Origin of the sequence: Marinithermofilum abyssi, from assembly GCF_014641195.1 — a bacterium.
In the GTDB taxonomy this organism is placed as follows: Bacteria; Bacillota; Bacilli; order Thermoactinomycetales; family DSM-45169; genus Marinithermofilum; species Marinithermofilum abyssi.
The window spans coordinates 372,033-398,243 of record NZ_BMHQ01000001.1 but is presented as its reverse complement, the minus strand read 5'-3'; the positions used below and the strand labels follow the sequence as shown (position 1 = coordinate 398,243).

Sequence of the window (26,211 nt, the reverse complement as noted above, 5' to 3'; positions counted from 1 at the left end):
GCGGTGAGGCACAGTTGGGGTAAAATAAAGAAAAGCGAAAGGGGGGTCCCGGTGTTTTACTCCGTGGTTCGCAACATGATCCGTCCTTTTATCTTCTTATATCATCGGATGGATGTGACCGGGATGGAATCGATTCCGGAAGAAGGCCCCTTAATTGTGGCCGGGAATCATATTAGTTATTTGGACCCGTTTTATATCGCCTGTGCCGTTCCGCGACAACTTCATTTTATGGCAAAGGAAGAGGCCTTCTCTCATCCGGTGACCCGTTGGCTGCTCCATCGTTTTGGCGCATTTCCAGTCAATCGGGACAAGCCGGATATTCGTTCCATCAAAACCGCGATACACCACCTGCGGGAGGGAAAGGTTCTCGGTATTTTTCCTGAGGGGGGACGGCGGGAGTATCAACCGCTCACGGAATGGAAACACGGTGCCGCTTTTTTGGCGATAAAAACCGGTGCTCCTTTTGCCGGCATGGATTGACGGGACAGACGAAGCGCTGCCCCGTGGCGGGATATGGATTCGTCCGGCGAAAGTGAAGGTTCGTTTCGGAAGACTGATTCACCCGAACACGCAGGAGAAGAACCGGGACGAGCAAGAGCGGCTGAGTCTGGAAGTGCTCTCGGCATTCCGTCATTTGGCTTGTTTAGAGGTAGAACCATCTTTGAATGGAAATAAGGAAAACCATTCCTTATAATGGGGAAGAAGCGAGGTGGCGAAGAATGCAACGGAAAGAGTTCCAATTGGGTGATATCGTAGAAATGAAAAAACCGCATCCGTGTGGAACGAATGCCTGGAAGGTTATTCGAATGGGGATGGATATTCGAATCAAATGCACGGGCTGTGGTCACAGCGTATTGCTGCCCCGCACCCGTTTTGAAAGCCGTATGAAAAAAGTGTTGGTTGCCGCAGCGGAGAACGGCAGCGACTGAATGGGGATACGGTACAAAAAGGCCTGCTATCAGGCGGTTGAGGCTGCTTTAAAAGTCTAAGATCCGAGAAAATGAAAGAGCTCTGAGCCTGCTGACAAAGTATAACTGGGAAGAAAGGTGTTGTCCAGCTGGACCGCCACTCGGCGGCTCTTTCTATGTTAAAATCATTGAGAAGCCATCTTGAGAGAAACGTTGAAATGAACATCGATGGGAGATGAAGCTTATGCCGTTGACTACCGGCATTGTCGGCTTGCCCAACGTGGGCAAGTCCACTTTGTTTAACGCGATTACCCGGGCCGGTGCCGAATCGGCCAATTATCCCTTTTGTACCATCGATCCCAATGTGGGGGTTGTCGATGTACCGGATGAACGCTTACAGCGGATCGCGGAGATCGTAAATCCGCAGCGGATCATCCCCACTTCCTTTCAATTCACCGACATCGCCGGTTTGGTGAAGGGAGCCAGTAAAGGGGAAGGGCTCGGGAACCAATTCCTGTCCCATATCCGGGAAGTGGATGCCATTATTCACGTTGTCCGTTGTTTTGAGGACGACAACATTACCCATGTGGCCGGGAAGGTGGATCCGGTCAGCGATATCGAAACTATCAACCTGGAACTGGTGATGGCCGACCTGGAAAGCGTGGAACGGCGCATGGACCGCGTGGCACGGGCCAAGAAAAGCGGGGACAAAGAAGCCATTCAAGAACATGCGGTGCTGGAGAAGCTAAAAAAAGCCCTGGCTGAAGGTATTCCGGCCCGTCAAGCCGGTTTGGATGAAGAGGAACGGGAACGGGTCAAGTCGCTGAACCTGCTGACGCTGAAAAAGGTGCTGTATGCGGCCAACGTCGGTGAGGAGGATGTGGCGCAGCCCGATGAGAATCCTTCTGTTCAACAAGTGAAGGAGTTTGCTGCCAAAGAAGGAGCCGAAGTGGTGACCATCAGTGCTCAACTGGAAGCGGAGATTGTCGAGTTGGAAGGCGAAGAGCGGCAGCAATTCCTTGAAGACTTGGGCCTGGAGTCTTCCGGGCTGGACCGGCTGGTGGCGGCGGCTTACCGGCTGTTGGGTCTGATCACTTACTTTACCGCTGGAGAGAAGGAAGTGCGGGCATGGACGATTCGAAAAGGTACCAAAGCTCCGCAAGCGGCAGGTGTGATTCACAGTGATTTCGAACGCGGATTTATTCGTGCCGAAGTCGTGGCATATGAAGATTTGCTGCAGGCCGGTTCGATGGCCCAGGCCAGGGAAAAAGGGTTGCTCCGTTCGGAAGGAAAAGAGTATGTGGTAAATGACGGTGACATCGTTCATTTCCGATTCAATGTGTAACCCCCGAATTCTTGCCAAACGACAGCATCTCTGTTAGAATGATATATCGTGAATGAATCGATTCACTCCTTGCCTCGGGGTACGAGGCCGTTTCAGTCCAAAAGGAGGTGGAAGAAAGATGCATAAATACGAGCTCATGTACATCACGCGTCCGGAGCTGACCGAAGAACAACTGGAAGCTGTCCGGGAAAAAGTGCAAAACACCCTGAAACAAAACGGTGCGGAAAACGTGGAGCAAGAACACTTTGGCAAACGCCGTCTCGCCTATGAGATCGACAATCACCGCGAGGGTGTTTACACGGTGGTCACGTTCCAAGGCACTGCGGAAACCGTGAATGAACTGGATCGTGTGATCAAGCTGAACGACCAGGTTCTGCGTCACATGGTCATCAACATCGACGATAAAAAGTAAGGGCAAGCGTCGGAAATGATGAAAAAGGGAGAGGTTACCGATGCTGAATCGGGTCATTCTGATCGGCCGGCTGGCTCAGGATCCGGAGTTGCGCTATACCCCCAACGGGGTGGCGGTAGCCAACTTCGGGCTGGCGGTGGAGCGCCGTTTCACCAATCAACAAGGTGAGCGGGAGGTCGATTTTTTTACCATCGTCACTTGGAGGCAGCTCGCTGAAAACTGCGCCAACTACCTGAAAAAAGGACGGGCGGTAGCGGTAGAAGGCCGCCTGCAAACCCGGAGTTTTGAAAACAACGAAGGGCGAAGGATCAAAATCACCGAAATCGTGGCTGATGATGTCCGTTTCCTCGATTCCGGCGCCAACCGCAGCGGATCCGGCGAAGGATACCGCGAGCAGGGCTTCGGGGGCGGCAGCGGCAACAACAATCAGATGAACGACCCCTTCGCAGATGACGGGAAACCGATCGACATCTCCGACGATGATCTGCCCTTTTGATAGGAAAAACGGAAACGATCATTTGCTGACAGAGAGGAGGGTTCGGCATGGCGCGTCGACGCGGAAACAAGCGTCGTAAAGTGTGTTACTTTACGGTGAACAAAATCGACTATATCGATTACAAAGATGTGGATCTGTTGAAGAAGTTCATCAGCGAGCGCGGGAAAATTCTCCCTCGCCGCGTGACGGGAACTTCCTCCAAATATCAGCGTCAGCTGACCCGGGCCATCAAACGGGCTCGTCAAATGGCATTGCTGCCGTACACAACCGACTGATCGGATAAAAAGCAGATAGACGGATCGAAGGGGCGGGACACCGCCCCTTCTTTTTACATCGGGCCGGATCGGGTCGGGAAGGAGGATATTTCCTCTCTTGTGTTGAAATACCCTCCTATCATAGTCTGGACCTGAAGGAGTTGCAAAGCCATGAGCCGGCCAGAACGAAATGTTCAGATTGCAAAAAGCGTCAAAGTGATAGAATGGTTAAAGACAGAGCTGTTGGACCAGATCGCCAACTTGTTTAAAGGGCTACATCATGCCAATCAGACGTTGATTGCTGACAGTTTGGCCAGCCTCATCATTGTCACCTACGTGTTGGCGCGGCGTGTTGGCCTTACTTTTCGGGAAGTGGACCAATCGGTGACACGGAAGCTGAGGGAACATGCCCGCGGCAAACACCAGTTGGAAGATTGGTACGGTGATCTGTCCCGGCTGGAAGAATACATTAACAAGAGGTGACCACGGTTTGTCCCGATCCTCTTTGATACGCGACGGGCTGATCTATAGCAGTTTGTTTCTCGTTTTGCTCTTTTCGTTGGGTACACCGTTGTCTTTGGTGACGGTGTGGTTTTTGCCTTTGCCTTTTCTATTGTTCACGGCCAGACAGGGTTGGCAGTCCGCTTTGCTGTTTGTCGTGCTGCTGAGCGGTTTAATCGTGGTATTGACCGGCTCCGTTTATACACCGTTGATTCTGTTGGTGACCACCATTGCCGGATTGGTCATGGGTGAACTGTACCGCCGTCCGCAAACCACCGGAACGGATGTGGTGCTCGGCGGCCTGGTAACCACCTGGGTGGGATTTTTGACGATGTTGGCGGTGGGAGCGGTCTTTTTCCATTTGTTTGACCGTGTCCAATCCTTGTGGCAGGAACAATGGGCGGCTTCACAAGAGTTGTTCCGCGCTTACGGAATGCCTGAGGAATTGCCCGATATGCCCCCGCTCGGCATGGTTATCCCCGGGCTGCTGGTCTTTGCCAGTGTGCCGATTCCTCTGCTCAATATCCGTGTGGCTCGACGCATCCTCATGCGGGGAGGATTCCCCGGGAAATACTTGCCTCCATTCCGAACATGGCGGTTGCCGCGGCCGTTTTTCCACATTTATTTTCTGGCCTTGATTCTTCTGCTCTTGTTTGGAGAATCACCGGGTTCCTTCCCAGTAGTGCTCGGCAATGCCGTCTCTATTTTTTATCTCCTGTTGATGGTGCAGGGGTTTTCGTTTGCGGCATTTTTGCTGCATCGCTCCGGAAGAGGAAAAGGTTGGATGACCGTCGTGGTGCTCGGCACGTTGCTGTTTCCTCCTGCAGCCCTGATCATCCATGTGATGGGACTCATCGACACAGGGACTCCCTTGCGCGACCGCCTGGAGAAGAAACGGTAAGGAATGCGCTATTGTCGCTATGCATTCCCTCCCTGCTGGGGTAAAATAAAAAGAAGATCGATGGAAAGGGAACCGAAAACAGGGTTTGGGGTTGAGGGGATGTCATCATGCCGAAGTTTCTGACTCAACGCTGGCACGGATACCACATGGTCATCGCCATGTGCCTCATACTGATATTGACCGCGGTATTGTCCATCTACAACTGGGAGTTGGGCATGCTGGGGTTCGGTTTGTTTTTTCTTCTGAGCATTCTCCTCTATCGGGCGGAGCATGCTTTCCGAAAGGAGTTTGCCCAGTATGTGCTGACTCTCTCCCATAGGGTGAATGGGGCTCACCAGTCTGCGATTGACGAGATGCCCGTGGGAATCCTGCTCTACGACAAAGAAGAGCAGATCGAATGGCACAATCCCTTTGTGCAATCCATGGCCTCCGAAGATTCACTGGTCGGGCGGCCGATGGAAGAAGTTTTCCCAGTGTTGAAAGAGTTGGTTCACAAGGATGAAAGTCCGCTGCGGATCGATATCGGGGAAAAGACCTACGAAGTGATCCACCACGAGGAAGAACGGCTGTTTTTTTTCCGGGATGTCACCCGGTTGCAGCGGTTGGAAGAACAGTATGAACGGGAGCAGGTGGTGCTGGGCATCCTCCATATGGACAACTATGACGAGGCCGGGACGGGGATGGATGACCAGGAACAGACACTGCTTTTGACCAACGTCACCGCTGCCATTACCCGGTGGGCACAGGAGAACGATATCAGCTTGCGCCGCTTTGATACGGACAAATTTTTCCTCGTGTTTCACCGCCAAACCCTGGATCGGTTGACACGTGCGCGTTTTGACATTCTGGATGTGGTACGGGAGTTGACACGGCAAAACAAGATTCCGATTACACTGAGTATCGGGGTTGCGGCAACCGACGGCTCCATGGTGGAACGGACCCATCAGGCCCAGGCTGCCTTGGATATTGCGTTGGCCCGGGGAGGGGATCAAGCTGCCGTGCAAAACGGGGAACGGGTCGTCTTTTTTGGAGGAAAATCCAATGCGGTGGAGAAACGGACCCGGGTTCGGGCTCGCGTGATTTCTCATGCCCTGGGCAACTTGATCCGCGACAGCGAACAAGTGTTGATCATGGGGCATGCCCAGCCGGACATGGATGCCCTCGGAGCGGCGATCGGAGTGCTCAAAGCGGTACGTCTGGCCGAGCGGAAAGGATATATCGTATTGGCAGAGTCCAATCCCTCCATTGAGGGTTTGATAGAGGCGATCGAAGAACATCCCTTCTTAAAACAGACCGTCGTTTCCCCTGAAAAAGCGATGCAGATGATGGACTCCGGTACGTTGTTGATCTTGGTGGATACCCACAAACCTTCCTTTACGATCGAACCCAAATTGGTTGAACGGGCCGACCGGGTGGTGGTGATTGACCACCATCGCCGCGGTGAAGAGTTTGTGGAGGATCCGGTGCTGGTGTATCTGGAACCTTATGCATCTTCTACCAGTGAATTGGTAACGGAGCTCCTTCAGTATCAAGGAGAGCGCATCTCCATGGATACACTGGAGACGACGGCACTCTTGGCGGGAATTGTAGTGGATACGAAAAGTTTTGCTTTCCGTTCGGGATCCCGTACCTTTGAAGCGGCGTCATTCCTGCGGCGACACGGGGCCGACCTGGCGATGGTTCAGACGCTGCTTAAAGAAGACTTGAATCAGTTTGTCAAGCGGGCGGAGATTGTCAAAAATACGGAAGTGGTATACGATAAAATTGCGATTGCCGCCGCAGAAGAAGGGGAACGGTACAATCAGTTGGTGATTGCTCAGGCGGCAGATACGCTCCTCAATATGAAAGGCATCAGTGCTTCCTTCGTGATCGGGCGCAGAGACGATGAAAAAGTGTCCATCAGCGCTCGTTCCCTGGGTGACATCAATGTCCAGGTGATCATGGAAGAGTTGGGAGGCGGAGGACACTTGACCAATGCCGCTACCCAAATGGAAGATGCAGCGATCACGGAGGCGCGGGAACGTTTGTTACAAGTGTTGAAGGAGCGATTTGAGGAAGGGGGCGAAACCGAATGAAAGTGATCTTTCAACAAGATGTAAAAGGGCATGGTCGCAAAGGAGAAGTGAAAGAGGTGGCTGAGGGATTCGCCCGCAACTACTTGCTCCCTCGGAAACTGGCTGTGGAGGCTTCCCAGGGCAATATGAATGCCTTGAAAGATCAAAAGCGGCGGGAACAAGAACGGAAAAAGGAAGAGCTGGAAGAAGCTCAAAAATTGGCCCAACGGCTGGAGAAACTGGATGTGGTGCTGAAAGCGAAGGCAGGTGAGGGCGGACGTCTGTTTGGTGCCGTTACCTCCAAACAGATCAGCCAGCACCTGAAGCAGGAATACAATATCAAGGTGGACAAAAAGAAAATCCAGCTGGATGAACCGATCCGTACTCTGGGAGTGACCCGGGTACCCGTCAAACTGCACCCGAAAGTGACGGCCACGATTTCCGTGCAAGTGGTGGAAGAGTGAGGATAATCCTGCGAACTGCGCTCCACGCGCCGGGTGGGGCGCTTTTTTGTGGACGTTGTGGAGGATGATACCCATGAGTGAACTGTTTGCCGACCGGATGCCTCCTCATAGTCAGGAGGCGGAGCAGGCGGTGCTTGGTGCCATTTTGATCGATCCTTCGGTATTGGTCACTGTGACGGAACGGGTTCGACCGGAAGACTTTTACCGGCAGGCCCATCAGAAGCTGTTTCAGGTGATGATCGATCTGTCGGAACGGGGAGAACCGGTCGATTTGGTGACGCTTACCTCGGAACTGCAAAACCGAAAACTGCTGGAAGAAGCGGGCGGTGTCTCCTACTTAACCGAACTGGCGGCAGCCGTACCCACTGCGGCCAATGTGGATTATTACGCCCGCATTGTAGAGGAAAAAGCGATCCTTCGCCGCTTGATCCGGACAGCGACCGAAATTGCCACGTCCGGTTATAACGGCGGGGAAGAAGTGGCCCGGGTGATCGATCAGGCGGAGAAAAAGATTTTGGATATTTCTCAGCGCCGGATGAGCAAAGGGTTTACACCGATCAAAGAGCTGTTGATGGACACCTTTGAACGGATCGAATCTCTCCACTACAACCAGGGGAAACTGACGGGGGTTCCTTCCGGATATGCGGATCTGGATCGGATGACCTCCGGATTCCAAGCGTCGGATTTAATCATCCTGGCGGCTCGCCCGTCGATGGGGAAAACCGCTTTTTCCCTCAATGTGGCACAAAATGTAGCCATACGGGCAGGGAAGCCGGTGGCGATTTTTAACCTGGAAATGTCAGCCCCCCAGCTGGTTCAAAGGATGTTGGCGGCAGAAGGAAACATCGATGCCCAAGTATTCCGCTCCGGCCAATTGAGTGATGAAGACTGGGAGAAGCTGACCATGGCCATCAGCAGTCTGGCGGAAGCTCCGATTTTTATCGATGATACACCCGGAATCAGCGTATTCGAGATCCGGGCCAAACTGCGCCGTCTTCAGGCGGAGCACGGATTGGGACTGGTATTGATCGATTATCTGCAGCTGATTGAAGGGCGAGGCCGGGAAAGCCGTCAACAAGAAATCTCGGAAATCTCCCGTTCGTTGAAATTGCTGGCCCGGGAGCTTCACGTGCCGGTTATTGCTCTGTCCCAGTTGTCCCGTGCTGTGGAACAGCGGCAGGATAAACGGCCGATGCTGTCCGACTTGCGGGAATCCGGCTCCATCGAGCAGGATGCCGATATCGTTTCCTTTTTGTATCGGGATGATTATTATAATGAGGATTCGGAGAAAAAGAACATTATCGAAGTCATCTTGGCGAAGCACCGGAACGGGCCGGTGGGGAAAGTGGAACTGCTCTTTTTGAAGAACTACAACAAGTTTCTCAGTTTGGATATGCGCCATAGCGACGGAGACGCCCCGCCTTTCTGAGCGGGAGTCCGGACGGGAATCGGTCAGTAAGGAAAAAACGAATATTAATTATATAGAACATATTAATGTTCGGATTTTTCGTTGACACCTGCGCGTTTTCCCGGTAAACTGAAGAAGGATTTTCTAAGATGAAGAATTCACACACTCCGCATGAAGGAGGAACTGCCCATGTCGACGGTGGTCGTAGTCGGGACCCAGTGGGGAGACGAAGGAAAAGGGAAAATTACCGATTTTCTGGCGGAAAAAGCGGAAGTGGTTTCCCGTTACCAAGGAGGAAACAATGCGGGACACACCATTGTATTCGGCGGCAAGCGATACAAACTACATCTGATTCCGTCGGGAATCTTTTATTCCGAAAAGATTTGTGTATTGGGAAACGGGATGGTGCTCAATCCGGAAGCCTTGGTGGAAGAGCTGGATTATCTGAAAGAGCACGGTGTGTCCGCTGACAATCTCCGGATTTCGGACCGGGCTCATGTGATTATGCCGTATCATATCCGGCTGGATAAAGCGGAAGAGAAAAGCAAAGGAAAAAGCAAAATCGGCACGACGGGGAAAGGCATCGGGCCGGCGTACATGGATAAGGCCGCCCGTACCGGGATTCGGGTGTCTGACTTGATGGATCCAAAGCGTTTTGCCGAGAAGCTGAAAATCAACTTGGCGGATAAAAACCGTCTGCTGGAACGGGTTTATGAAGTGGAAGGGTTTACCTTTGAAGAGATCTATGATCGCTACATGGCTTGTGCCGAGCGTATCCGCCCCTATGTGACGGATACCTCCGTCGTGTTGAACGACGCCATCGATCAAGGCCGACGGGTGCTCTTTGAGGGGGCGCAAGGGGTCATGCTGGATATCGATCAAGGGACTTATCCCTTTGTCACCTCTTCCAACCCGGTGGCAGGAGGCGTCTGTATCGGTTCCGGCGTAGGCCCGACCAAGATCCATCACGTGATCGGTGTGGCCAAAGCTTATACGACTCGGGTGGGCGACGGTCCTTTTCCCACCGAACTGCATGATGAGACAGGGGATCGCATTCGGAAAATCGGGCGGGAATATGGAACCACGACCGGACGTCCGCGCCGCGTCGGCTGGTTTGACAGCGTGGTGGTCCGGCACGCCCGCCGGGTGAGCGGCATTACCGGCCTTTCTCTCAACTCCCTCGATGTGCTGACCGGACTGGATACGGTGAAAATCTGTACCGCTTATCGTTACCAAGGCAAGGTGATCGAGAATTACCCGGCCAGCCTGGATGTGTTGGCAGAGTGTAAACCGGTTTACGAGGAACTGCCCGGTTGGCACGAAGACATTACCGGAGTCCGCAGCCTGAACGATCTGCCCCTGGAAGCCCAACACTACGTGGAGCGGGTGACGCAATTGACGGGGATTCCCCTTTCCCTCTTTTCGGTTGGCCCGGGCCGCGAACAAACGATTCAGGTTCGCCCGGTGTACGCTTTATAATCCGATGACGAAAACCCCCTTCTTGTTAAAAGGGGGTTTTTGTTTCATCTCAGCAAAAAGGACTGTCCTGGTATTGCCACCAAGCGTAAGCGTATGTACCGGCTGCGATCAAGAGTTTGATCATCACCGATCCTGCCCAGGAAAAACAGCCTCCGAAGGGAATCAAACGCAGTAGAAACCGGAACAACCAGCCGGAGAGAAACATCAGGATAAACAGGATCGGAAAGTATTCGACAAAGGCTTCGATCGTTCGCAGGCCGACATTCAGCCCGACGCGGCACTGTTCCATGTGGTGAAGGATCGCGGCTGTACCCGCAACGGAAAATAAAAAGCTAAAGATCAGTTCGCTGAAAAAACGCCGCATGTTTTTCTTGTTTCCCCTTTCTTGTGAACAAGTGTATCCATAGTATAAGGGAAAACAGAAAATTGTACAGCCGTACCAACCGGTTGGATGGTGATGACCCCGTCCCGTCATTTGTGGTAGGATTCGCCCCGGATGATCTTGAATGCCCGATAGACTTGTTCCAACAGGATCAATCGCATCAGCTGATGGGGAAATGTCATGCGGGAAAAGGAGAGCAGCTGATCCGCTCTCTTCAATACGTCGGGGGATAATCCGTAGGAGCCGCCGATAATAAAAGTAAGATGACTGGTACCGAAAGTAGCGAGTTGCTCCATCTGTTGGGCCAACTCTTCCGAGGAGAGAGGAGACCCTTGAATCGCCAGCGCGATCACATGGGATTGTGGAGAGATCCGGTTTAAAATTCGCTCTCCCTCTTTTTGCTTGATATGTTCGAGTTCCGACTCGCTGAGGGGTTCCTGTCCCTTTTCTTCGGCGATTTCAATAATCTCTGTTTTGGCATAAGGTTGTAGCCGTTTCAAATACTCCCGAATCCCCTGCGCGAGATACTTCTCTTTAATCTTGCCCACAGCCAACAAGTGGATGCGCATAAGTCCCTCCCGTTCCGTCAGGATTCACTTTCTGTTTCTACCCGCAATACATAGGCAGGGCGTTTTCCGCACCAATTGCACCGATCACGGGCGGTATCCGATTTTTCATAGGGGTAGAGCGAAGGGGCCAGCTCCTCTCTATCCACCACTTCATCGATCAATATATCCACGTGTTCCTCACAAGCATACCATTGTTGCGATCCCAAGCCCAACACCTCCCTTGTGTCAGTGTGATCAACCCAACCTTCTTTTTTCCAGTATCCCCTTTGGTTTTTGTCTCATGCGAACAGTCAACAGGGTTATGGAAAACGCCCCGCTTTGGAGCGGGGCGGTGCCGACTTACGGTTCTTTTGTCAATGTAACGGTTTTGGTCATCTTTTTCCCGTTGCGATAGAAGGTAACTTCCATATCATCGCCGGCTTTTTTGTTTTTCCACAAATACGACCGGAGTTCCGAGCTGTTCCGCATCCGTTTGCCGTCGAGGGCGACGATGACATCCAGCTTTCTCAGACCTGCTTTGAATGCTCCGGTTCCCGGCTGTACATCCAGAACGACAATCCCGTCGGTTACATTGTCCGGGAGATTGAGTTCACTTTTCCAAGCTTCCTGGGGTACTGCTTCCAGATCGCGCAACCCGATGCCGAGGTAAGGGCGGCGTACTTCTCCATACTGGATCAGATCATTAATGATGGGTTTGGCATCATTGGCGGGAATGGCGAAGCCCAATCCTTCCACTCCCTGTTCGGCGATTTTCAGGCTGTTAATGCCGATTACTTGTCCGGCTACATTGACCAGCGCCCCCCCGCTGTTTCCGGGGTTGATCGCGGCATCGGTCTGGATTACATCCATGGACATGGTTTCAGAGACTTGGATGTTGCGGTGAGGAGAGCTGATTACACCGGCAGTCACCGATTGGGAAAACTCCAGTCCCAAGGGATTGCCGATGGCAACCGCCGGTTCACCTGCTTTAATGTTGTTGGAGTTGCCAAAAGGGGCCACCGCTTTGGCATATTTGGCCGGAATCTCCAACACCGCCAGGTCGGTCGGTTGATCGCTGCCCAGCACTTTGGCCCGGACCGGCTTGCCGTCGCTTCTGTTGGAGATCACGACGCCCACTTCGGCAGCGCCGGCAATGACGTGATGGTTGGTTACGACCAACGCTTTTCCGTCCTCTTTCCGGAAGATAATGCCGGAACCGGTTCCCTGGGGCACGATTTTCTGACTGAAGGGGTCATCGGTTTTTTTCAAGTTGACAACTCCGACTACGGCCGGTCTTACTTTTTCCACTGCTTCGGTGATATCGGTATTGACATTTACCTTGACCGATTTCTCAGGTCCGTTTTCATCAGTAAAGGCGGGCCCCCGACCGGCAAAATACTGCTCTGGAAGGATGCCGCTCTGGATAAGGGCGGGAGTCAGCAATAAAACCAGAAGGCCGCCGATCACGGCCGCAGCCAGGGCGGTGAAAAAAAGAGTCGATTTGGACGTTCCCTTCTTCCCTTCTTTTTCTTCGCTGTTGTGCCCGTTTTCGTTCGTTTGGTTGTCCTGCCCGTATGGATCCACCTGTCTACCTCCTCTGACGGGGTTGTAGGCAACGAACTCCTTTTTCATTATGCGAATCGATCATACATATTATACTAATTCCCTATTTTCCCTTGTAGCACTCGCCTCAATTGTTCGCAAAAGTGTGATATTCCTCCGGCATCCGTTTGAAGAGGGAATGAGAGGGCTAGACTGGAGGAAAAAACAACTGGAGGACTCACCATGAAACCACCCAAGCGGGTATCCGCCAACCGGATCGAACCCCTGACCCAAGTAAACTGGGGGGCTCAAATCGCAGATATGAAAGAAGCGGTGTATCAGAACGGAGTATTCACCGCTGCTCTTATGGAAGTGATGGAGCGTAAAGGCTTGCTTCAACAACAAGAAGTCATGGAAACCATGCGTCGATTGGATGCGGAATTGCTGACGGAACTGGAATGGGAAGTGGAAAAAAGAAAAGAAGGGTAGGATGACGGGGAGAGGGAGCGACGGGGAGAAGAGCTTTGTTTCCGTGATGAAGAGATTCATTGTCACACCACACAAAGGAACCCCGGGTAACCGGGGTTCCTTTGTGTTCTTTTCATCTAGGCGTGTCTGGTCATTCATAGATAAGGTGGGTCGGTGTGATCGGCGAAGATCCTTTGTACTCACAGAGTACAAGTCTCGCCAAGGTCGCTCCGCTCCCTGGTCTCGCTATGCGCTTTTTGCAAGAGGTCGGAGACGGCCACACCGGACAGGACCTTCTATAACAAATAATCAGTCCGACCCTAGCCGGTCACTTCTTGGTAGAGACGGGACGAAGCGGGGTGGCCCGGTCCGGATGGGTTTGCTGCAGACGGATATCTTTTCCTACCCGCAGGCCGTTTTCTTGCAGAATATCTTTTACCGTCAGGTGTGCCAGTTCTGTCAGGTTGTTATCTTGGCTCAGATGAGCGAGATAAACGTTCTCCCCGACCCCCTGAAGGATATCCAGCAGTGCTTCTGCCGCATCCTCATTGGACAGGTGACCGACATCGCTCAGAATCCTCCGCTTCACATTCCAGGGATAAGCGCCCATCCGAAGCATTTCGACGTCATGGTTGGCTTCGAAAATCAAGGCATCAGCTCCGGCTACCTTGTCCACGATGCGTCGGTTGACGTATCCGGTGTCGGTTACCAATCCCAGGGTTTCCCGGCCGTGGTGAAGACAAAACCCGACAGGTTCCGCAGCGTCGTGGGAGATGGGAAAGGACTCAATGGTCAAATCCCCCAGCTCCAATGCACTCCCGGTGTCGAACAGATGGCATTGGTCCTCCTCGAGCTTCCCCACACTGGAGGGGAGAGAACGCCACGTCGCTTCATTGAGATGAATGGGCAGCCGGTATCTCCGCGCAAAAACACCCAGCCCTTTGACATGATCAATGTGTTCGTGAGTGACCAGGATGGCATCCAGGGAAGCGGGATCAGCCCCGATGCTTCGCAGCAGCTTTTCCAGTCGTTTTCCGCTCAGTCCCGCATCGATGAGGACGCGGAAGCGGTCTGTTTCGACATAGATGGCGTTGCCGGTACTCCCGCTGGCCAAAACACTGAACTTCATAGGTTCTTCCTCTTCCTTCTCTCTGTATGAGTATCTACGGCGCAATTTCACTGCTGCCGGTCAACGCATTCACATAATACGTTTGATCTTGCGTCTCGATCCTCCAGACCGGCGGGAGGACGCGAGCCTTGGCGTCATAGGATTGCCCGTGATATCCCAGCTTGACATGGGTGACGGTGTCCCCTTTGTCGATTTGACCTTTCTCAATCAAACTGATTAAGGCGGATAGGGCATTCACTCCTTGCGAGCCGGCCCTGTCCCCTTTTTTGATCGTAAAGTGCAGGATATTGACGGATTGGATGCGCCCGTCTTTGATATCCACCTGCATTCGGGCATCAAACAGGGGCAAGTCCTCGTTCATTTGATAATAGACCCGTTTGGTTTTGGTGGAGTCCTCGTTGGACAAACGGTAGCTGTCGTAGTGCGCCACGAGGCTGCGCAGCGTTTGTTCCAATCCTTTTTCCCGAATCGGAACAGCCGGGTGGAATGTTTTGGTATAGCTGCCGTCGGGATTTAAGCGCCATCCTTTGCCCATTCGGGTGGTCCGGGCCTCCAAAAACGTGACCTGCGGTAATCCCTGCGGAATGTCCGCCTGGAGATGAATGTTCTTTTCCCGGGCCAGTTGCTCCAATTCTTCCTGTGTGTTTTCCGTGATGTTCCGTGTCTGGGATTGCTCGCCCCGGGCCTGAAACAATTGATAGGACAGAAAAAGATTGAGGGCCAGGAAGGCGAGAATCAATATGGTTTTGGCTCTGCTCCAATCCACAGTCATTCCCCCTGGCTCTCTGATGATCGAATAAACCATTGTTTTCCGTTGCTTCGGTTGATCACCCAAACCGGCTGCAATTCCACATGTTTCTGTCGGGGTACGGCGCTGTAACCCGGATGGATAGAACGAATTTCCTGCAATGAAATGCCCTGGGCTTTCACCGCTTTCAGAACATCATCCTTGCCGGGCAGGCGGCTGGTTCCCGTTTTTTCCGGCGCCGACAACAGGTAATACAAGGACCGTTCATAGTTGGAAACCCCTTGATCGGTGGCGGACAGGCGGATGGTGTCCAGATCTATATCGGGCCCTTTAGCGTTGCTGTTCCAATAGACAGGGAACTGTCGGACCAATAGCCGAAAAATGTAATGATGCAACTGGGCGTTCGGATCCTCGTCCATCCGTTCCAGATGGTAATCCCCGGTCCATCCTCCATGCCGAAGCATGAACAGATTGATCCTGTCCAACTCTTCCGCAGGAATTCCGGTATCCGTCGATTTCGGTGCAGGGTTGCTGTAGATCATGGAGTGATTTTGGGTGTTGTACTGCAGTGTCCGGCTGGTGTCGGTGTAGATGTAGGATTTATTCAACACCAAGGTACTCTGCACCAAACGCGGATTAGGGAAAAGGGCCGTTTTCATGTCATCGATCTTGATCGGGTCGCTGAGCTGGTAGACATAATGGTTGACACTCATGGTTTTCTTCGGCAGATAAAAAGGCTTTGGGATCCCTTGCTCCTCTTTGATGGACCCGTTCGCAAACACGGGTTCCATCGCGGCGCTGTTCGAGTTGACCGCTTCCGATATCCAGCGGTCAAATTGATTGATTCGGGCGGAGGTTTCCATCACTTTGCTTTCTTGGTCCGATATGAACCAGAAAGTGACCCGATTCCCTTTTTCCACAAAAACCCACATCCGGGTAACTTCCTTCAGATCCGACAGATCGATTTCGGAGGAGAACAGCGTCTGGATCACACCGGATGGCATGGGTTGGTAATAGCGAAGCTCCAACCCCGGCGTTTTTTTCAGCAGGTCATCCCAGTCCTTCTCCGATGGCTGAATCATGGATGCTTTTTCCACAGGCGCATAGTGAATTTTTTTCATCAGGGTTGGGTAAAGGGAGTTTCCCGGGTAAAGGGCCTGGTGCTTCCCGTCTTGATGAACCATGATCTGCTGCGGAGAGGCCAGCTCATATACCTGCTTTTCATATTTGTCACTGATTTTGAACGGGGTGACATAGTTGTCCCCGTTGCGGATCTCGTCATAGGAAGGGGAGCTGTACAGCAACATTCCCGTCTGGACAAAGCTGGACACGATGAGAACCAACAAAAAAACGGATTTGAATGCTTCTCTCATCCTACCACCTCCGGTTCACAAGGAGGCAAAGAAAAGGTGACCGTTGTTCCTTTCCCGTATTCGCTGTCGATGTGAATTTCACCGCCGTGCGCCTTCACGATTTCCCGGGCGATGGAAAGTCCCAGCCCGGTTCCGCCCATACTGCGGGAACGGGCTTTATCCACCCGGTAGAAACGTTCGAAAATGCGGTCCAGGTCTTTTTTGGGAATGCCGATTCCGGTATCCGCTACGGACACGGCGACGAAGCCGTCGCTCCTTCGTTGCGCGGATACCGTGATACTCCGTCCTTCCGGGGTATATTTCACGGCGTTGGATAACAGGTTGTCCAACACTTGATCGATTTGATCCCGGTCGGCGTAGATCCGGGGAAGGTGTTCCGGCACGTTCAGTCGGAAGGAGATCTCCTTTTGTTTACACTGGACGGAAAAACGATCCGCCACACCTTCCAGCACGTCTTTCAGGCTGATGGATTGTTTGTTGAACCGGGTGTTTTTGGCATCCATACGGGACAGTTGCAAGAGATCGTTGATGAGGCGGGTCATGCGGTCGGCTTCTCCGCGGGTCACCCGAAGGAAACGGGAAGCCAGCTCAGGGTCCTCCATCGCGCCACCCTCGTCCAAGGCTTCCAAGTAGCTTTTAATCGTGGTCAACGGCGTTCGTAGCTCATGGGATACATTGGCCACGAACTCTTTTCGTTGCCGTTCCAGCTTTTCTTCTTCAGTCACATCTTGCAGAACGGTAATCAATCCCACGGTTTCTTCGTCGGGACGTTTGATGGGGGTAAAGGAGAGCTTGACGATCGTCGGCTCTTCCTCATCCGTCGGAGTCAACTCTAGATACGTTTCCCGCTCTTCCTCCAGCGGCAGCGTGATGGGTTGGGACAGGGGAAGAACCTGATTGATCTGGCTTCCTTCCTTCACCGGCCGGTCGAGGATTTCCCCGGCCCGGTGGTTGGTGACGATGACGCGTCCGTTGCGGTCGGTGGCGATCACCCCGTCACTCATATTGAGGAGGACGGATTCCAGTTTTCGCTTCTCCTCTTCATTTTGGGAGAGGGCTTCCTGCAATCGCCGGGTCAGATAGTTGAATGCCGCTCCCAACTGGCCGATCTCATCCTGGCTTTTCACATTTACCTTGCGATTAAAATCACCCTCGGCCATAATGGTCGCCTGCTCGGTAATTTCTTTCACCGGGTTGGTGATGGTACGGGCCAGGAGAATATTTAACAAGGCGGTGCCAAAGAGGGCGGCCATCGTGATTCGAATCAAGATCCAATTGATTTCCCGGATGTTTAGGTACATATCTTCCATCGGAGCCTCGATGTAGACGGCGCCGATGGTCTGGCCGTTGGACTGCTTGAGGGCATAACTGACGGTCATGATCCGCTTTCCTGAGCTGTCTCGCTGGATTTGCTGTTCGGTGGACAAAGTTCCCTGCAACACTTTGTTCACCTTGATGTTCTTCTTGCCCACCTGTTTTTTTTCATTGGAGGTGGTACTGATCACGATCCCTTCCTGGTCAACGATCTGCAATGTGTTGTTTTTATTGAGGATAAACAAGCTTTCCAACACCTTATCGATTTCCTTTCGCTTGTCATCCTCATCCATACGGGGGTCGGAGAGCACTCTGGCCAGGTCGTTCTGCCGTTGGATTTGCGCCTGAATCAAGTTTGCCTGGTTGTTCAATGTGTCGCGAAAGCTACGCTCATAATACTGTTCCAGCTGACGAAAAAAATAGACGCCGATCAGCTGCATGGCGATCAGAATGAGCAAAATGTAAATAATTACCAACTTCCACTGGATGCTGTTCAACATGCGGAGCCATTTGTTCATCGCCGATCACCGCTCTTGGGAGGGATCCCGCATGGTGTAGCCGATGCCCCGGCGGGTGATGATGTATCGGGGTTGGCTCGGGTCATCCTCGATCTTTTCCCGCAGTCGGCGGATGGTCACGTCCACCGTTCGTACATCCCCGAAGTAGTCATACCCCCACACCGATTGAAGCAAATGTTCCCGGGTTAATACTTGATTGACATGTTTGGCCATATACAGCAGCAACTCGAATTCTCGATGCGTCAAATCGAGAGCGCTTTTGTTTTTCTTGACAGTATAGCTACTCTGATCGATGGCGAGTGCCCCCACCTGCAGCACATGGCTGGAGGAAGCGGCAGGGGGTTGATCCGGCTGATTCTTGGAACGGCGCAGGTTGGCCTTGATGCGGGCCAGCAGTTCCCGGTTGCTGAAGGGTTTGGTAACGTAGTCGTCCGCACCGATTTCCAGCCCTAGCACCTTGTCCACTTCCGAATCCTTGGCGGTCACCATGATGATGGGCATCTGGAAAGATTGGCGCACTTTTCGACAGACTTCGATGCCGTCGGTACCGGGCAGCATCAAATCCAGCAGAACCAAGTCCGGCGGATCCTGAAAAATACGATGCACCGCTTCATCTCCGTCATGAACACATTCCACTTCGTATCCTTCTTTGCTCAAGTTGAATTGCAAAATATCTGCAATGGGTTTTTCATCTTCCACCACGAGAATTTTCGCCATTGGTTACGACACCTCAATCACGAAGTTGATATCCGGCTTGACGGGCCCATTGCCGGAAGGAATCATCCGGTGTCTCTCCATACACCTCTTGCCAGGCTGCCGCAAAGTCCTGTCCGCGTTTCAGCTCTTTGTGAAGTTTCCCCAGGGAATCTTCTCCCTGTCGGCGAATGCTCCACTGAAGGAAGAGAAAGGATTCCCGGTAGGCCAATGCCTGATCCGGCAAGTCATCAAAATGGCGGAGCAGGTCGCTGTAGGCGTACAGGGCGTCCGGGCGCTGATTTGAGCCGGGGGTCCATTCATACCCGATTTCTTTGTATTCCACCCATTGGGCAAAAGCTTCCGTGTACCACCGGGGGTAGTTACCCTTGGTGATCTTGTCCAGGTACAAATGAGCAAACTCATGAACCAACGGCCCTTGACGGCGGAACCGTTTCGCCCAAGTTTGGGGGTCGGCCTTCGGATCGGGTAATTTTTGGTCCCATATGTGAGGGTTCAAAAGATAGATCGCGCCGGAATAATAGACACCGGATGCGCTTTGTCCTTTGTGCCAGAAAAAATGTTCCTGCAGTGAAGTACGGTCGGGAAACAGAAAGACGGGTACCGGATCGTTCAGCGGAAGCCCATAACGCTGTTCAAACCGGGCATACACTCTTTCTGCTTCCCGGGCGATTAATCGAGCTTGGGGTTTGAGGGATGGGGGATAGAACAGGGAGATATGCTCGGTTTGTATCCGCTCGGCATCCCGGAACCGCCAAGTTTCCACCAGTTTGTTTCCTTCATGAAGAACGGGCTGCGTCCATGCTACCGCATGAACCCCCGGGTGAATTTGTCCAAAGAACAATCCAAATAACAGAATATATATGAAAACCCAATGAAACCAACGAATAATACGGAGAGTTGTTTTCATTTTCCCACAATCCTTTAGTCGAAACAATGAGAGATTAGACACGTTCCATTTTAACACATCCATGTATTTATGAGGAAAATGAAGCGCGGTAATGCTGTGAAAAATGGGCACCAGGATTGTTTCCCTGTTCGTTCGTTCGGTGAATAAAATGAACCGAACGCACACCCGAAACAAGCGGGAGAGAGGAGCGGCAAGGAATGCGTCCCTACCGACAAATTGCCAGCAAATCGTTAAAAACCAGGGTGATGCAGAAACATCCGGTGCTACGTTTATTCCTGCCAAAAACCGTGTGGTATTCAGAGGATGCTTTGTTGCAGATGCTCCGGATGTTTTCGGTGGTATATATCAAGCCGGATAAAGGAGGCGGGGGAGCCGGTATTCTTCGGGTGGAGAAAAAGGGGGAACGATACCAGGCCAGTTATCGGCGGCAAACCCGATTTGCAAACGAAGCGGAATTAATCCCGTTACTGGAACAGGGAATGCTGCCCAACAAGAGGTATATTATTCAGCAAGGGATTGATGTGGCGCGGATCGACGGACGCCCGTTTGATTTGCGACTTTTGATGCAAAAGCCGGACCAGCATTGGATTTTCTCCGGCATGATAGCCAAAGTGGCTGCCAAGGGCTTTTTTGTGACCAATCGTTGCAAGGGAGGCAAGCCAATGGCAGTCCGACGTGCACTGGAAGAGGTCTGGGGAAAAAACTCCCCTGCGGTTCAGCGAATCATGGAGGATTGCCGGCGCATTTCCATGCTGACGGCGGAAGTGCTGGAACAGCGGTTTCCCGGAATACGGGAGTTGGGGCTGGATGTGGGGACGGACCGGAACGGACGTCTGTGGATTTTTGAAGTGAACACCGCGCCTCGGTTCATGCTGTTTCGTTCAATAGACGATCCCCATGTTTACCGGAATATCATGCGACGCCACCGTTCCGTGATTTAAATCTCTATCGGGGCGAAATTCGACAAAATCTTCTGTTGACGGGCGGACCAAGCCATTGATACTATATTTGGCAAAAGAAGGATTTGGGGGCGGCTCATGTAGAAAATCAAGCTGCCCCTTAACACAACTGGTTTTTCATAGGAAAGAGGGTCAAGATTTTATTCTTGAAGGGTGGTATTATCATGGCAATTACAGTAGGCGTATATCTTGGGAAGAAAGACCGTTTTTTGCGGAACTGGTATGACATTCTGCCGCGCGGGCAGTTTCCTGTACTGGTCAAGTACTGCATCCAGTCGTATCTGAAGGGAATGTACTTTCCCCTGGAAACCATTTGCGATATCGATCAGTTCCAACAGCGCCTGCAATCTTTTGAAGAGTTGGCCCCCACCCAGCGCAATGTGACGTTTACCTCGGAAGACGGCTCCGTATACGAGTGGGTCGAGAGTTTGGAAAACGGTTATCGGAGCGAGGAGATAAAGAATATCCTGAAGGAAACGATTATACATACCCTGATGGGAGAACAAGAACGGAAGCCGGTCTATCCCCAGTCACAGCCCCCTCGTTACCGGTGGTCGTCTTCCCGTCCCGGAGCCGGCGCTTTTTCGCAACCGGCGGCTTTTGCCCGCACTCCGGAGAATGACTTGGGAACAATCTCTCAAGAAGCGGGCGTGTACTCGGCAGCCGCGCCGGAGTATCGTGGATCCGGTCCTTATGTCAACGGGTTGAAGCGGGAGATGACCGAGATGAAGGATCCCTACGAGTATTGGGATGAAAGGCAGGGTCGTGCTGTCCGGGGGGAAGGGAAGGCAAAGGAAGGAGCCATGCGGGAGTTTTCCAATCTGGTCAACCGGATGGGGTAAGTGTAAAGTGGAGGAAACCGCCCTCCGCTTTACTTATTCAGCACATTTTCCAACGCCTTCTGAATCATTCCGTCCGCTTCATTCAATCGGTAACGGGCTTCCTCGGGATCCAGGCCGGCCATCAACATCAGGATGGCTGTTTTGGTTTCGCCGCCGCATTTGATCAATGCTTGTTCCACTTCGTCTTTGCAGGCCCCTGTAACGGATTGTACGATGCGCCGTGCCCGCTGTTTCAGTTTTTGATTGGACGGATGAAGATCGACCATCAGATTTTCATAGACTTTGCCCATGCGGACCATGGCAGCAGTGCTCAACATATTGAGAATCAGCTTTTGAGCTGTCCCGGCTTTTAACCGGGTGGATCCCACCAACACTTCGGGACCGACATTCACTTCTATGGGGATATCAGCCAAGCGTCCCAGAGGAGAACCGGGATTACAGGTGATCACTGCTGTCAAAGCTCCTATTTTCTTTGCATGGGAGATGGCTCCTTGTACATACGGAGTACGGCCGCTGGCAGCCAAACCGATGCAGAGATCCCGCGAACAGAAATCACGTGCCATCAGATCCCGGGCTCCCTGTTCGGGTGAATCTTCCGCCCCCTCCACGGCATGGCGCAGGGCCCAGTCGCCTCCAGCGATAATGCCCTGTACCCATTCCGGGTCCGTGGAAAATGTCGGCGGGCATTCGGATGCATCCAGCACTCCTAGACGGCCGCTGGTACCGGCACCGATATAAAAGATGCGACCGCCCTGTTTTAAGGTGTCCACCATGTGGTCGACCGTACGGGCCACGGCCGGGAGAACCGGTTGAATGGCGGCCGGCACTAGATGATCTTCTTGGTTCATCACTGTAACGATTTCCAGTGCGGTCATACGATCCAGGTTGCGGGTGTTTTCATTCACGCGCTCCGTAATCGGCTGCGGGTGAGATGGATTGTCCATGAACGAGCCGCCTCCTTTAAATAAGGGGGCAGCTTCTTCTGCTGGAAGCTGCCCGTATTGCTTTTATCGGATTCTATTTTACATGGCCGCGGGAATCCCTGCCGAAGCAGAGGTGTTGATTGTCGTTCCATAGCGTTGATCCATTTCTTTGGTATAACCGAACAGCCAGGTAAAGGCAAAGCCGGCGACGTAGGCGATCAGGACACCGGCCACGTACAAAAAGATCTGATCCGTTTTAATCAACAGTGCCAAGGGCAAACCGGATACACCGATGGCGATGGAAGCGATGTTCAGCACCGATTGAAAAGCGCCTCCTACTGCGGCGCCGAGACAGGCGGTGATAAAGGGGCGCCCCAAGGGCAGGGTAACTCCGAAGATCAGCGGTTCCCCGATGCCCAGAATTCCCACCGGCAGCCCGCCCTTGATTACGTTGCGCAGGGTTTGATTCCTGGTTTTCAGATAGACAGCAAAGGCTGCTCCCACCTGTCCTGCTCCCCCCATGGCCAGAATGGGCAGCAGGGGATCCAGTCCCGTTTTGGCCAAGAGATCCATGTGAATCGGAGTCAATCCATGATGCAGTCCGGTGATGACCAGAGGGAGGAAGGTTCCGGCCAGTACGGCACCGCTGACGGCGGATCCGGCGGCGCCCCCGGCATTTAGCAGGCTGGTAAGGCCGTTGGTGATGCCGTCGGAGATGTAACCCCCGACTGGTTGCAAGACCGCATACGTAGCAAGACCGGTAATCAACAGGGAAACCGCGGGAGTGACGATAATATCCAGAGCTGCAGGCGTCCGTTTACGCACTTGTTTCTCCACCACGGAGATAAACCAGGCAGCGAGCAGTACCCCGATCAAACCGCCGCGTCCTGGGATCAGTTTATCACCGAACAGGGTGATTTCAGCGATAGCTGGCAAATACAACAATCCCCCCGCAACACCTCCCAAAGCCGGTGTTCCTCCGAACTCCCGTGCGGTGTTGATCCCTACAAAGACGGAAAGATAAAAGAAGATGACACTGCTGATCGCATTCAACAACTGAATCCATTGGTTGGTTTCGCTGACATCCAAGGTATACACGATGATGCCGGTGATGCCCGAAATCAACCCCCCGGCAACAATGGCCGGGATTAATGGGATGAAAATATTGGCCAGCTTACGCAAAAACAATTTGAACGGAGTTCGGTTCGTATCTTGGACTGCAGCTTGCAAATCTTCCACCGATTCCGCTTCCATCCCGGTCTCATCGGTGAGATAGCGGGTGACTTTGTTGACGACTCCGGGGCCGAGAATGATTTGGAGTTGCCCTGATTGTTCCACAACGCCCATCACGCCGGAGATCCCTTTCAATTTTTCGAGGTCGACGGAATCGCGTTTTTTGGGAGTCAAGCGCAGACGGGTCATGCAGTGATGTAGGGAAAGCAGATTCTCTCTGCCCCCGACATGCTCCAAAATGGATAACGCCAACTCTCTCTCTTTTTCCATGAAGCTCCCTCCTTGTAGAGTGGATTTACTATAAAAGTACGAGCGGCAGCGAAAAATCATGACTGATTCGTAAGTCCTGAGTGAAAGGGTTTGAATGTTCCTAATATTTGAATCCTACCATAAAAAGCAGGATATTTTTTATCGAAGTTTGACTGATTTTGTCGAAGCAGGTGAAAATTGCAGGAATCCCGACAGGTAGAGTGGAATGACTACGTTATTCTGCGGCGACATCGATTGAGTGAGATGTGATAAGGCAACCGTTTGCATACCCGTGTTCGGGATGTTGCTTCGTATAGAGATGAACGACTCCACCATACAGCAATGGCTAAACATCCAGAGAGGGTTGGAAGATCAGGGGGGATCGGTTTTGTCCGATGGGTTGAGCACCTGGCTGGGAGAAGGAATGATTGCCGCTTCTGCCGCCCGTTGGGTGATATTTGTGTTGGCACTGACGCTGTTGAATGGGTTGTTGATGATGAAAAAGCGTTGGCTTCGGAAAATGCCGGGCTTATTGTATGGGCTGTTGGTATTGGCTTCATGTTCCGCATTGGATTATTCAGCGGATTCCATTGAGTTCATATGGGTTTATATCACTGCATTGGGCCTGGTGAATATTCGTTTGCCCAAGTACTATGTACCGGTCCATGGCTTTCTTTTCTACGGCGGTTATCTGTTGATGGAGATCTTGGACCATCGGCAGATGGAATCGGTCTGGACTTGGTTGGCCGAAGGGGCGGCTTTCGGTTTGATCACCTGGTTCAGTTGCCATTCCAAAATGGCTTTGGCTCGGGTAGATCAGCTCAAAGAAGAAAACCGTCGGCTGTTGAAAAAGGTTTCTGATGCACAGGAACGTTTATACGAATATATTGAAGAATTGGAGGAAACTTCTCGTCGGGATGTTTTAACCGGGTTGTACAACTTCAGCGGATTTCAGGAGCAGGTGAGCAAGAGCCTGTCCCGGTGCACGGGTGGGCAATGCTATCATGTGGTCTGTATCGACTTGGTGGATTTTCAGCAGGTAAACATGCGGGAAGGAACGGACGGTGGTGATCAGCTGTTAATCAAGATTGCCCAGCAGCTCAAGAAAAAGCTGCCCCACTATACACAGATAGCCCGCTATGACGGGGACCAGTTCGCTGTGGGATTAATAGGGGATGAGCGCGCATTGCGCGGTATGTTGGAAACGATCGAACATGTCATCAACGGTTTGCAACCCCAGCGGACCATTGTGAACTATTGTACGGGAACGGCCACCTACCCGAATGAGGCCAACCATGCACCGGAACTGATTCAATTGGCGGAACAGCGTCTTTCCATTGAACAGCGGCGCATTCGGGATCAGGAAGATGAACGCCGCAGACACTTGGAAAAATTGTCGGCAGTCGGCCAACTGGCGGCAGGTCTTGCTCACGAAATCCGCAACCCGTTAACATCAATTCGCGGATTTATTCAAATCTCTGCTTCCGAGTCGTTGGAAGTGAAAAAATGGGAGTCGATTATATTGCCGGAAATCGACCGGATCAATGACTTGCTCAAACAATTTCTGCACCTGAGCGAATCCCGTCCAGCACGGTTTATGCTTTTTAACTTGGACCGTCTCATCGACGATGTCCTTCAGCTTCTCCGTCCCAAATCCATCCTGATGGGACAAGAACTAACGGCCATTCCTCCGGAAGATGCGGTGATTATTGAAGCAGATGCGGAACAATTGAAGCAGGTACTAATCAACCTGGTACAAAACGGGTTGGAAGCGTTGCAGGGAAAAGGGGAAGTCCGGGTGAGCTGGAAACAGCTCCAGGACCGGATCAGCATCCGGGTGGAAGATAATGGTTCGGGCATTCAGCCTGAGCACATGTCCCGTATTTTCGACCCTTTTTTCACGACAAAAGGGGACGGAACAGGAATGGGACTGTCTATTTGCCATCGAATTATTTCGGATCACGGCGGTCAAGTACACGTGACCAGTCAACCGGGTAGGGGAACCGTGTTCAGCCTTCACCTGCCGGTGCGTCAATCCAACCCGTCTATATCCTCGTTGAAAAAAGATCATATGAGGGAAATTTCCCGGGAAATTTTCGTCGAAGATCGGTATATGATGAAAAGTCGTTGAAAAAAC

Annotated in this window: 29 protein-coding genes; 17 read left to right on the top strand and 12 right to left on the bottom strand. The window is 52.3% G+C overall.

Annotated elements, in window-relative coordinates; all coding sequences use genetic code 11:
- Positions 1 to 51 precede the first annotated feature (51 nt).
- The 13 genes from IEW70_RS01900 (at position 52) to IEW70_RS01840 (ending at position 10,222) form a co-directional block, all read left to right on the top strand.
- On the top strand, positions 52 to 480 hold the full coding sequence (locus IEW70_RS01900; RefSeq protein ID WP_188646227.1) for a lysophospholipid acyltransferase family protein: 429 nt from the start codon (positions 52 to 54) through the stop codon (positions 478 to 480).
- A complete protein-coding gene (locus IEW70_RS01895; protein ID WP_188646226.1) occupies positions 464 to 694 on the top strand; it encodes a lysophospholipid acyltransferase family protein in 231 nt (76 codons plus the stop codon). Before IEW70_RS01900 ends, IEW70_RS01895 begins: the two co-directional genes overlap by 17 nt.
- 25 nt (positions 695 to 719) lie before the next feature.
- Positions 720 to 929 carry a DUF951 domain-containing protein gene (locus tag IEW70_RS01890; protein WP_188646225.1) on the top strand — a complete coding sequence of 70 codons (210 nt, stop codon included), beginning with the start codon at positions 720 to 722 and terminating at the stop codon, positions 927 to 929.
- 223 nt (positions 930 to 1,152) lie between these two features.
- The gene (gene ychF, locus IEW70_RS01885) at positions 1,153 to 2,253 is read left to right on the top strand and encodes a redox-regulated ATPase YchF (RefSeq protein WP_188646224.1); all 1,101 of its coding nucleotides are present in this window, start codon (positions 1,153 to 1,155) and stop codon (positions 2,251 to 2,253) included.
- A 118-nt stretch (positions 2,254 to 2,371) separates the two neighbouring features.
- A complete protein-coding gene (gene rpsF, locus IEW70_RS01880; RefSeq protein ID WP_188646223.1) occupies positions 2,372 to 2,665 on the top strand; it encodes a 30S ribosomal protein S6 in 294 nt (97 codons plus the stop codon).
- 40 nt (positions 2,666 to 2,705) lie between these two features.
- Positions 2,706 to 3,161, top strand: a complete 456-nt coding sequence (locus IEW70_RS01875) for a single-stranded DNA-binding protein (RefSeq protein ID WP_188646222.1) — start codon at positions 2,706 to 2,708, stop codon at positions 3,159 to 3,161.
- 47 nt (positions 3,162 to 3,208) lie between these two features.
- The gene (gene rpsR, locus IEW70_RS01870; protein WP_188646221.1) at positions 3,209 to 3,436 is read left to right on the top strand and encodes a 30S ribosomal protein S18; all 228 of its coding nucleotides are present in this window, start codon (positions 3,209 to 3,211) and stop codon (positions 3,434 to 3,436) included.
- Positions 3,437 to 3,586: 150 nt separating this feature from the next.
- Positions 3,587 to 3,898, top strand: coding sequence for a MazG-like family protein (locus IEW70_RS01865; protein WP_188646220.1), 312 nt, complete (start codon positions 3,587 to 3,589; stop codon positions 3,896 to 3,898).
- 7 nt (positions 3,899 to 3,905) lie between these two features.
- Positions 3,906 to 4,817, top strand: coding sequence for a DUF2232 domain-containing protein (locus tag IEW70_RS01860; RefSeq protein WP_188646219.1), 912 nt, complete (start codon positions 3,906 to 3,908; stop codon positions 4,815 to 4,817).
- A 107-nt stretch (positions 4,818 to 4,924) separates the two neighbouring features.
- Complete coding sequence (locus IEW70_RS01855) at positions 4,925 to 6,892, top strand: DHH family phosphoesterase (RefSeq protein ID WP_188646218.1); 1,968 nt, start codon at positions 4,925 to 4,927, stop codon at positions 6,890 to 6,892.
- Positions 6,889 to 7,335, top strand: coding sequence for a 50S ribosomal protein L9 (gene rplI / locus IEW70_RS01850; protein ID WP_188646217.1), 447 nt, complete (start codon positions 6,889 to 6,891; stop codon positions 7,333 to 7,335). Before IEW70_RS01855 ends, rplI begins: the two co-directional genes overlap by 4 nt.
- A 73-nt stretch (positions 7,336 to 7,408) precedes the next feature.
- A complete protein-coding gene (dnaB, locus tag IEW70_RS01845; RefSeq protein ID WP_188646216.1) occupies positions 7,409 to 8,764 on the top strand; it encodes a replicative DNA helicase in 1,356 nt (451 codons plus the stop codon).
- Positions 8,765 to 8,932: 168 nt separating this feature from the next.
- Positions 8,933 to 10,222, top strand: coding sequence for an adenylosuccinate synthase (locus IEW70_RS01840; RefSeq protein WP_188646215.1), 1,290 nt, complete (start codon positions 8,933 to 8,935; stop codon positions 10,220 to 10,222).
- Between the two features lie 49 nt (positions 10,223 to 10,271).
- Here the strand turns inward: IEW70_RS01840 and IEW70_RS01835 are convergent, their stop codons facing one another.
- From IEW70_RS01835 to IEW70_RS01820, 4 genes are all read right to left on the bottom strand, one after another.
- Entirely contained in the window at positions 10,272 to 10,586 is a 315-nt protein-coding gene (locus IEW70_RS01835; protein WP_188646214.1) for a hypothetical protein, read from the bottom strand.
- A gap of 107 nt (positions 10,587 to 10,693) precedes the next feature.
- Positions 10,694 to 11,173: a 23S rRNA (pseudouridine(1915)-N(3))-methyltransferase RlmH gene (gene rlmH / locus IEW70_RS01830; protein ID WP_188646213.1), complete on the bottom strand. Its 480-nt coding sequence runs from the start codon at positions 11,171 to 11,173 to the stop codon at positions 10,694 to 10,696.
- Between the two features lie 17 nt (positions 11,174 to 11,190).
- The gene (locus IEW70_RS01825; protein WP_188646212.1) at positions 11,191 to 11,379 is read right to left on the bottom strand and encodes a CxxH/CxxC protein; all 189 of its coding nucleotides are present in this window, start codon (positions 11,377 to 11,379) and stop codon (positions 11,191 to 11,193) included.
- A 133-nt stretch (positions 11,380 to 11,512) separates the two neighbouring features.
- Positions 11,513 to 12,736 carry a S1C family serine protease gene (locus tag IEW70_RS01820; protein ID WP_229751735.1) on the bottom strand — a complete coding sequence of 408 codons (1,224 nt, stop codon included), beginning with the start codon at positions 12,734 to 12,736 and terminating at the stop codon, positions 11,513 to 11,515.
- A gap of 201 nt (positions 12,737 to 12,937) precedes the next feature.
- Here IEW70_RS01820 and IEW70_RS01815 point away from each other — a divergent pair, with 201 nt between their 5' ends.
- Complete coding sequence (locus IEW70_RS01815; protein WP_188646210.1) at positions 12,938 to 13,183, top strand: hypothetical protein; 246 nt, start codon at positions 12,938 to 12,940, stop codon at positions 13,181 to 13,183.
- Between the two features lie 307 nt (positions 13,184 to 13,490).
- On the opposite strand, the gene IEW70_RS01810 is transcribed toward IEW70_RS01815, so the two are convergent.
- Genes IEW70_RS01810 through IEW70_RS01785 form a run of 6 tightly spaced genes read right to left on the bottom strand, consistent with a single transcriptional unit; the run spans position 13,491 to position 19,868 of the window.
- Positions 13,491 to 14,291 (bottom strand): MBL fold metallo-hydrolase, encoded by an 801-nt coding sequence (locus IEW70_RS01810; RefSeq protein ID WP_188646209.1) that lies wholly within the window; start codon positions 14,289 to 14,291, stop codon positions 13,491 to 13,493.
- Positions 14,292 to 14,325: 34 nt separating this feature from the next.
- Positions 14,326 to 15,057 (bottom strand): two-component system regulatory protein YycI, encoded by a 732-nt coding sequence (gene yycI / locus IEW70_RS01805; protein ID WP_188646208.1) that lies wholly within the window; start codon positions 15,055 to 15,057, stop codon positions 14,326 to 14,328.
- Between the two features lie 2 nt (positions 15,058 to 15,059).
- Positions 15,060 to 16,412 (bottom strand): YycH family regulatory protein, encoded by a 1,353-nt coding sequence (locus tag IEW70_RS01800; protein WP_188646207.1) that lies wholly within the window; start codon positions 16,410 to 16,412, stop codon positions 15,060 to 15,062.
- The gene (locus IEW70_RS01795) at positions 16,409 to 18,244 is read right to left on the bottom strand and encodes an ATP-binding protein (RefSeq protein ID WP_229751733.1); all 1,836 of its coding nucleotides are present in this window, start codon (positions 18,242 to 18,244) and stop codon (positions 16,409 to 16,411) included. Before IEW70_RS01795 ends, IEW70_RS01800 begins: the two co-directional genes overlap by 4 nt.
- Before the next feature lie 6 nt (positions 18,245 to 18,250).
- Entirely contained in the window at positions 18,251 to 18,961 is a 711-nt protein-coding gene (yycF, locus tag IEW70_RS01790; protein WP_188646206.1) for a response regulator YycF, read from the bottom strand.
- Between the two features lie 13 nt (positions 18,962 to 18,974).
- Positions 18,975 to 19,868, bottom strand: coding sequence for a gluzincin family metallopeptidase (locus IEW70_RS01785; RefSeq protein ID WP_188646205.1), 894 nt, complete (start codon positions 19,866 to 19,868; stop codon positions 18,975 to 18,977).
- Positions 19,869 to 20,065: 197 nt separating this feature from the next.
- Between IEW70_RS01785 and IEW70_RS01780 the strand changes: the two genes are divergently transcribed.
- Both IEW70_RS01780 and IEW70_RS01775 read left to right on the top strand, forming a co-directional pair.
- The gene (locus tag IEW70_RS01780) at positions 20,066 to 20,809 is read left to right on the top strand and encodes a YheC/YheD family protein (protein WP_188646204.1); all 744 of its coding nucleotides are present in this window, start codon (positions 20,066 to 20,068) and stop codon (positions 20,807 to 20,809) included.
- Between the two features lie 182 nt (positions 20,810 to 20,991).
- Complete coding sequence (locus IEW70_RS01775) at positions 20,992 to 21,669, top strand: hypothetical protein (protein WP_188646203.1); 678 nt, start codon at positions 20,992 to 20,994, stop codon at positions 21,667 to 21,669.
- Positions 21,670 to 21,698: 29 nt separating this feature from the next.
- Here the strand turns inward: IEW70_RS01775 and murQ are convergent, their stop codons facing one another.
- Together murQ and IEW70_RS01765 are read right to left on the bottom strand one after the other, a co-directional pair.
- Positions 21,699 to 22,613, bottom strand: coding sequence for an N-acetylmuramic acid 6-phosphate etherase (gene murQ, locus IEW70_RS01770; protein WP_188646202.1), 915 nt, complete (start codon positions 22,611 to 22,613; stop codon positions 21,699 to 21,701).
- 78 nt (positions 22,614 to 22,691) lie between these two features.
- Positions 22,692 to 24,095, bottom strand: coding sequence for a PTS transporter subunit EIIC (locus tag IEW70_RS01765; RefSeq protein ID WP_188646201.1), 1,404 nt, complete (start codon positions 24,093 to 24,095; stop codon positions 22,692 to 22,694).
- Positions 24,096 to 24,462: 367 nt separating this feature from the next.
- Here IEW70_RS01765 and IEW70_RS01760 point away from each other — a divergent pair, with 367 nt between their 5' ends.
- Entirely contained in the window at positions 24,463 to 26,205 is a 1,743-nt protein-coding gene (locus tag IEW70_RS01760; protein ID WP_188646200.1) for an ATP-binding protein, read from the top strand.
- The last annotated feature ends 6 nt before the right edge of the window (positions 26,206 to 26,211 follow it).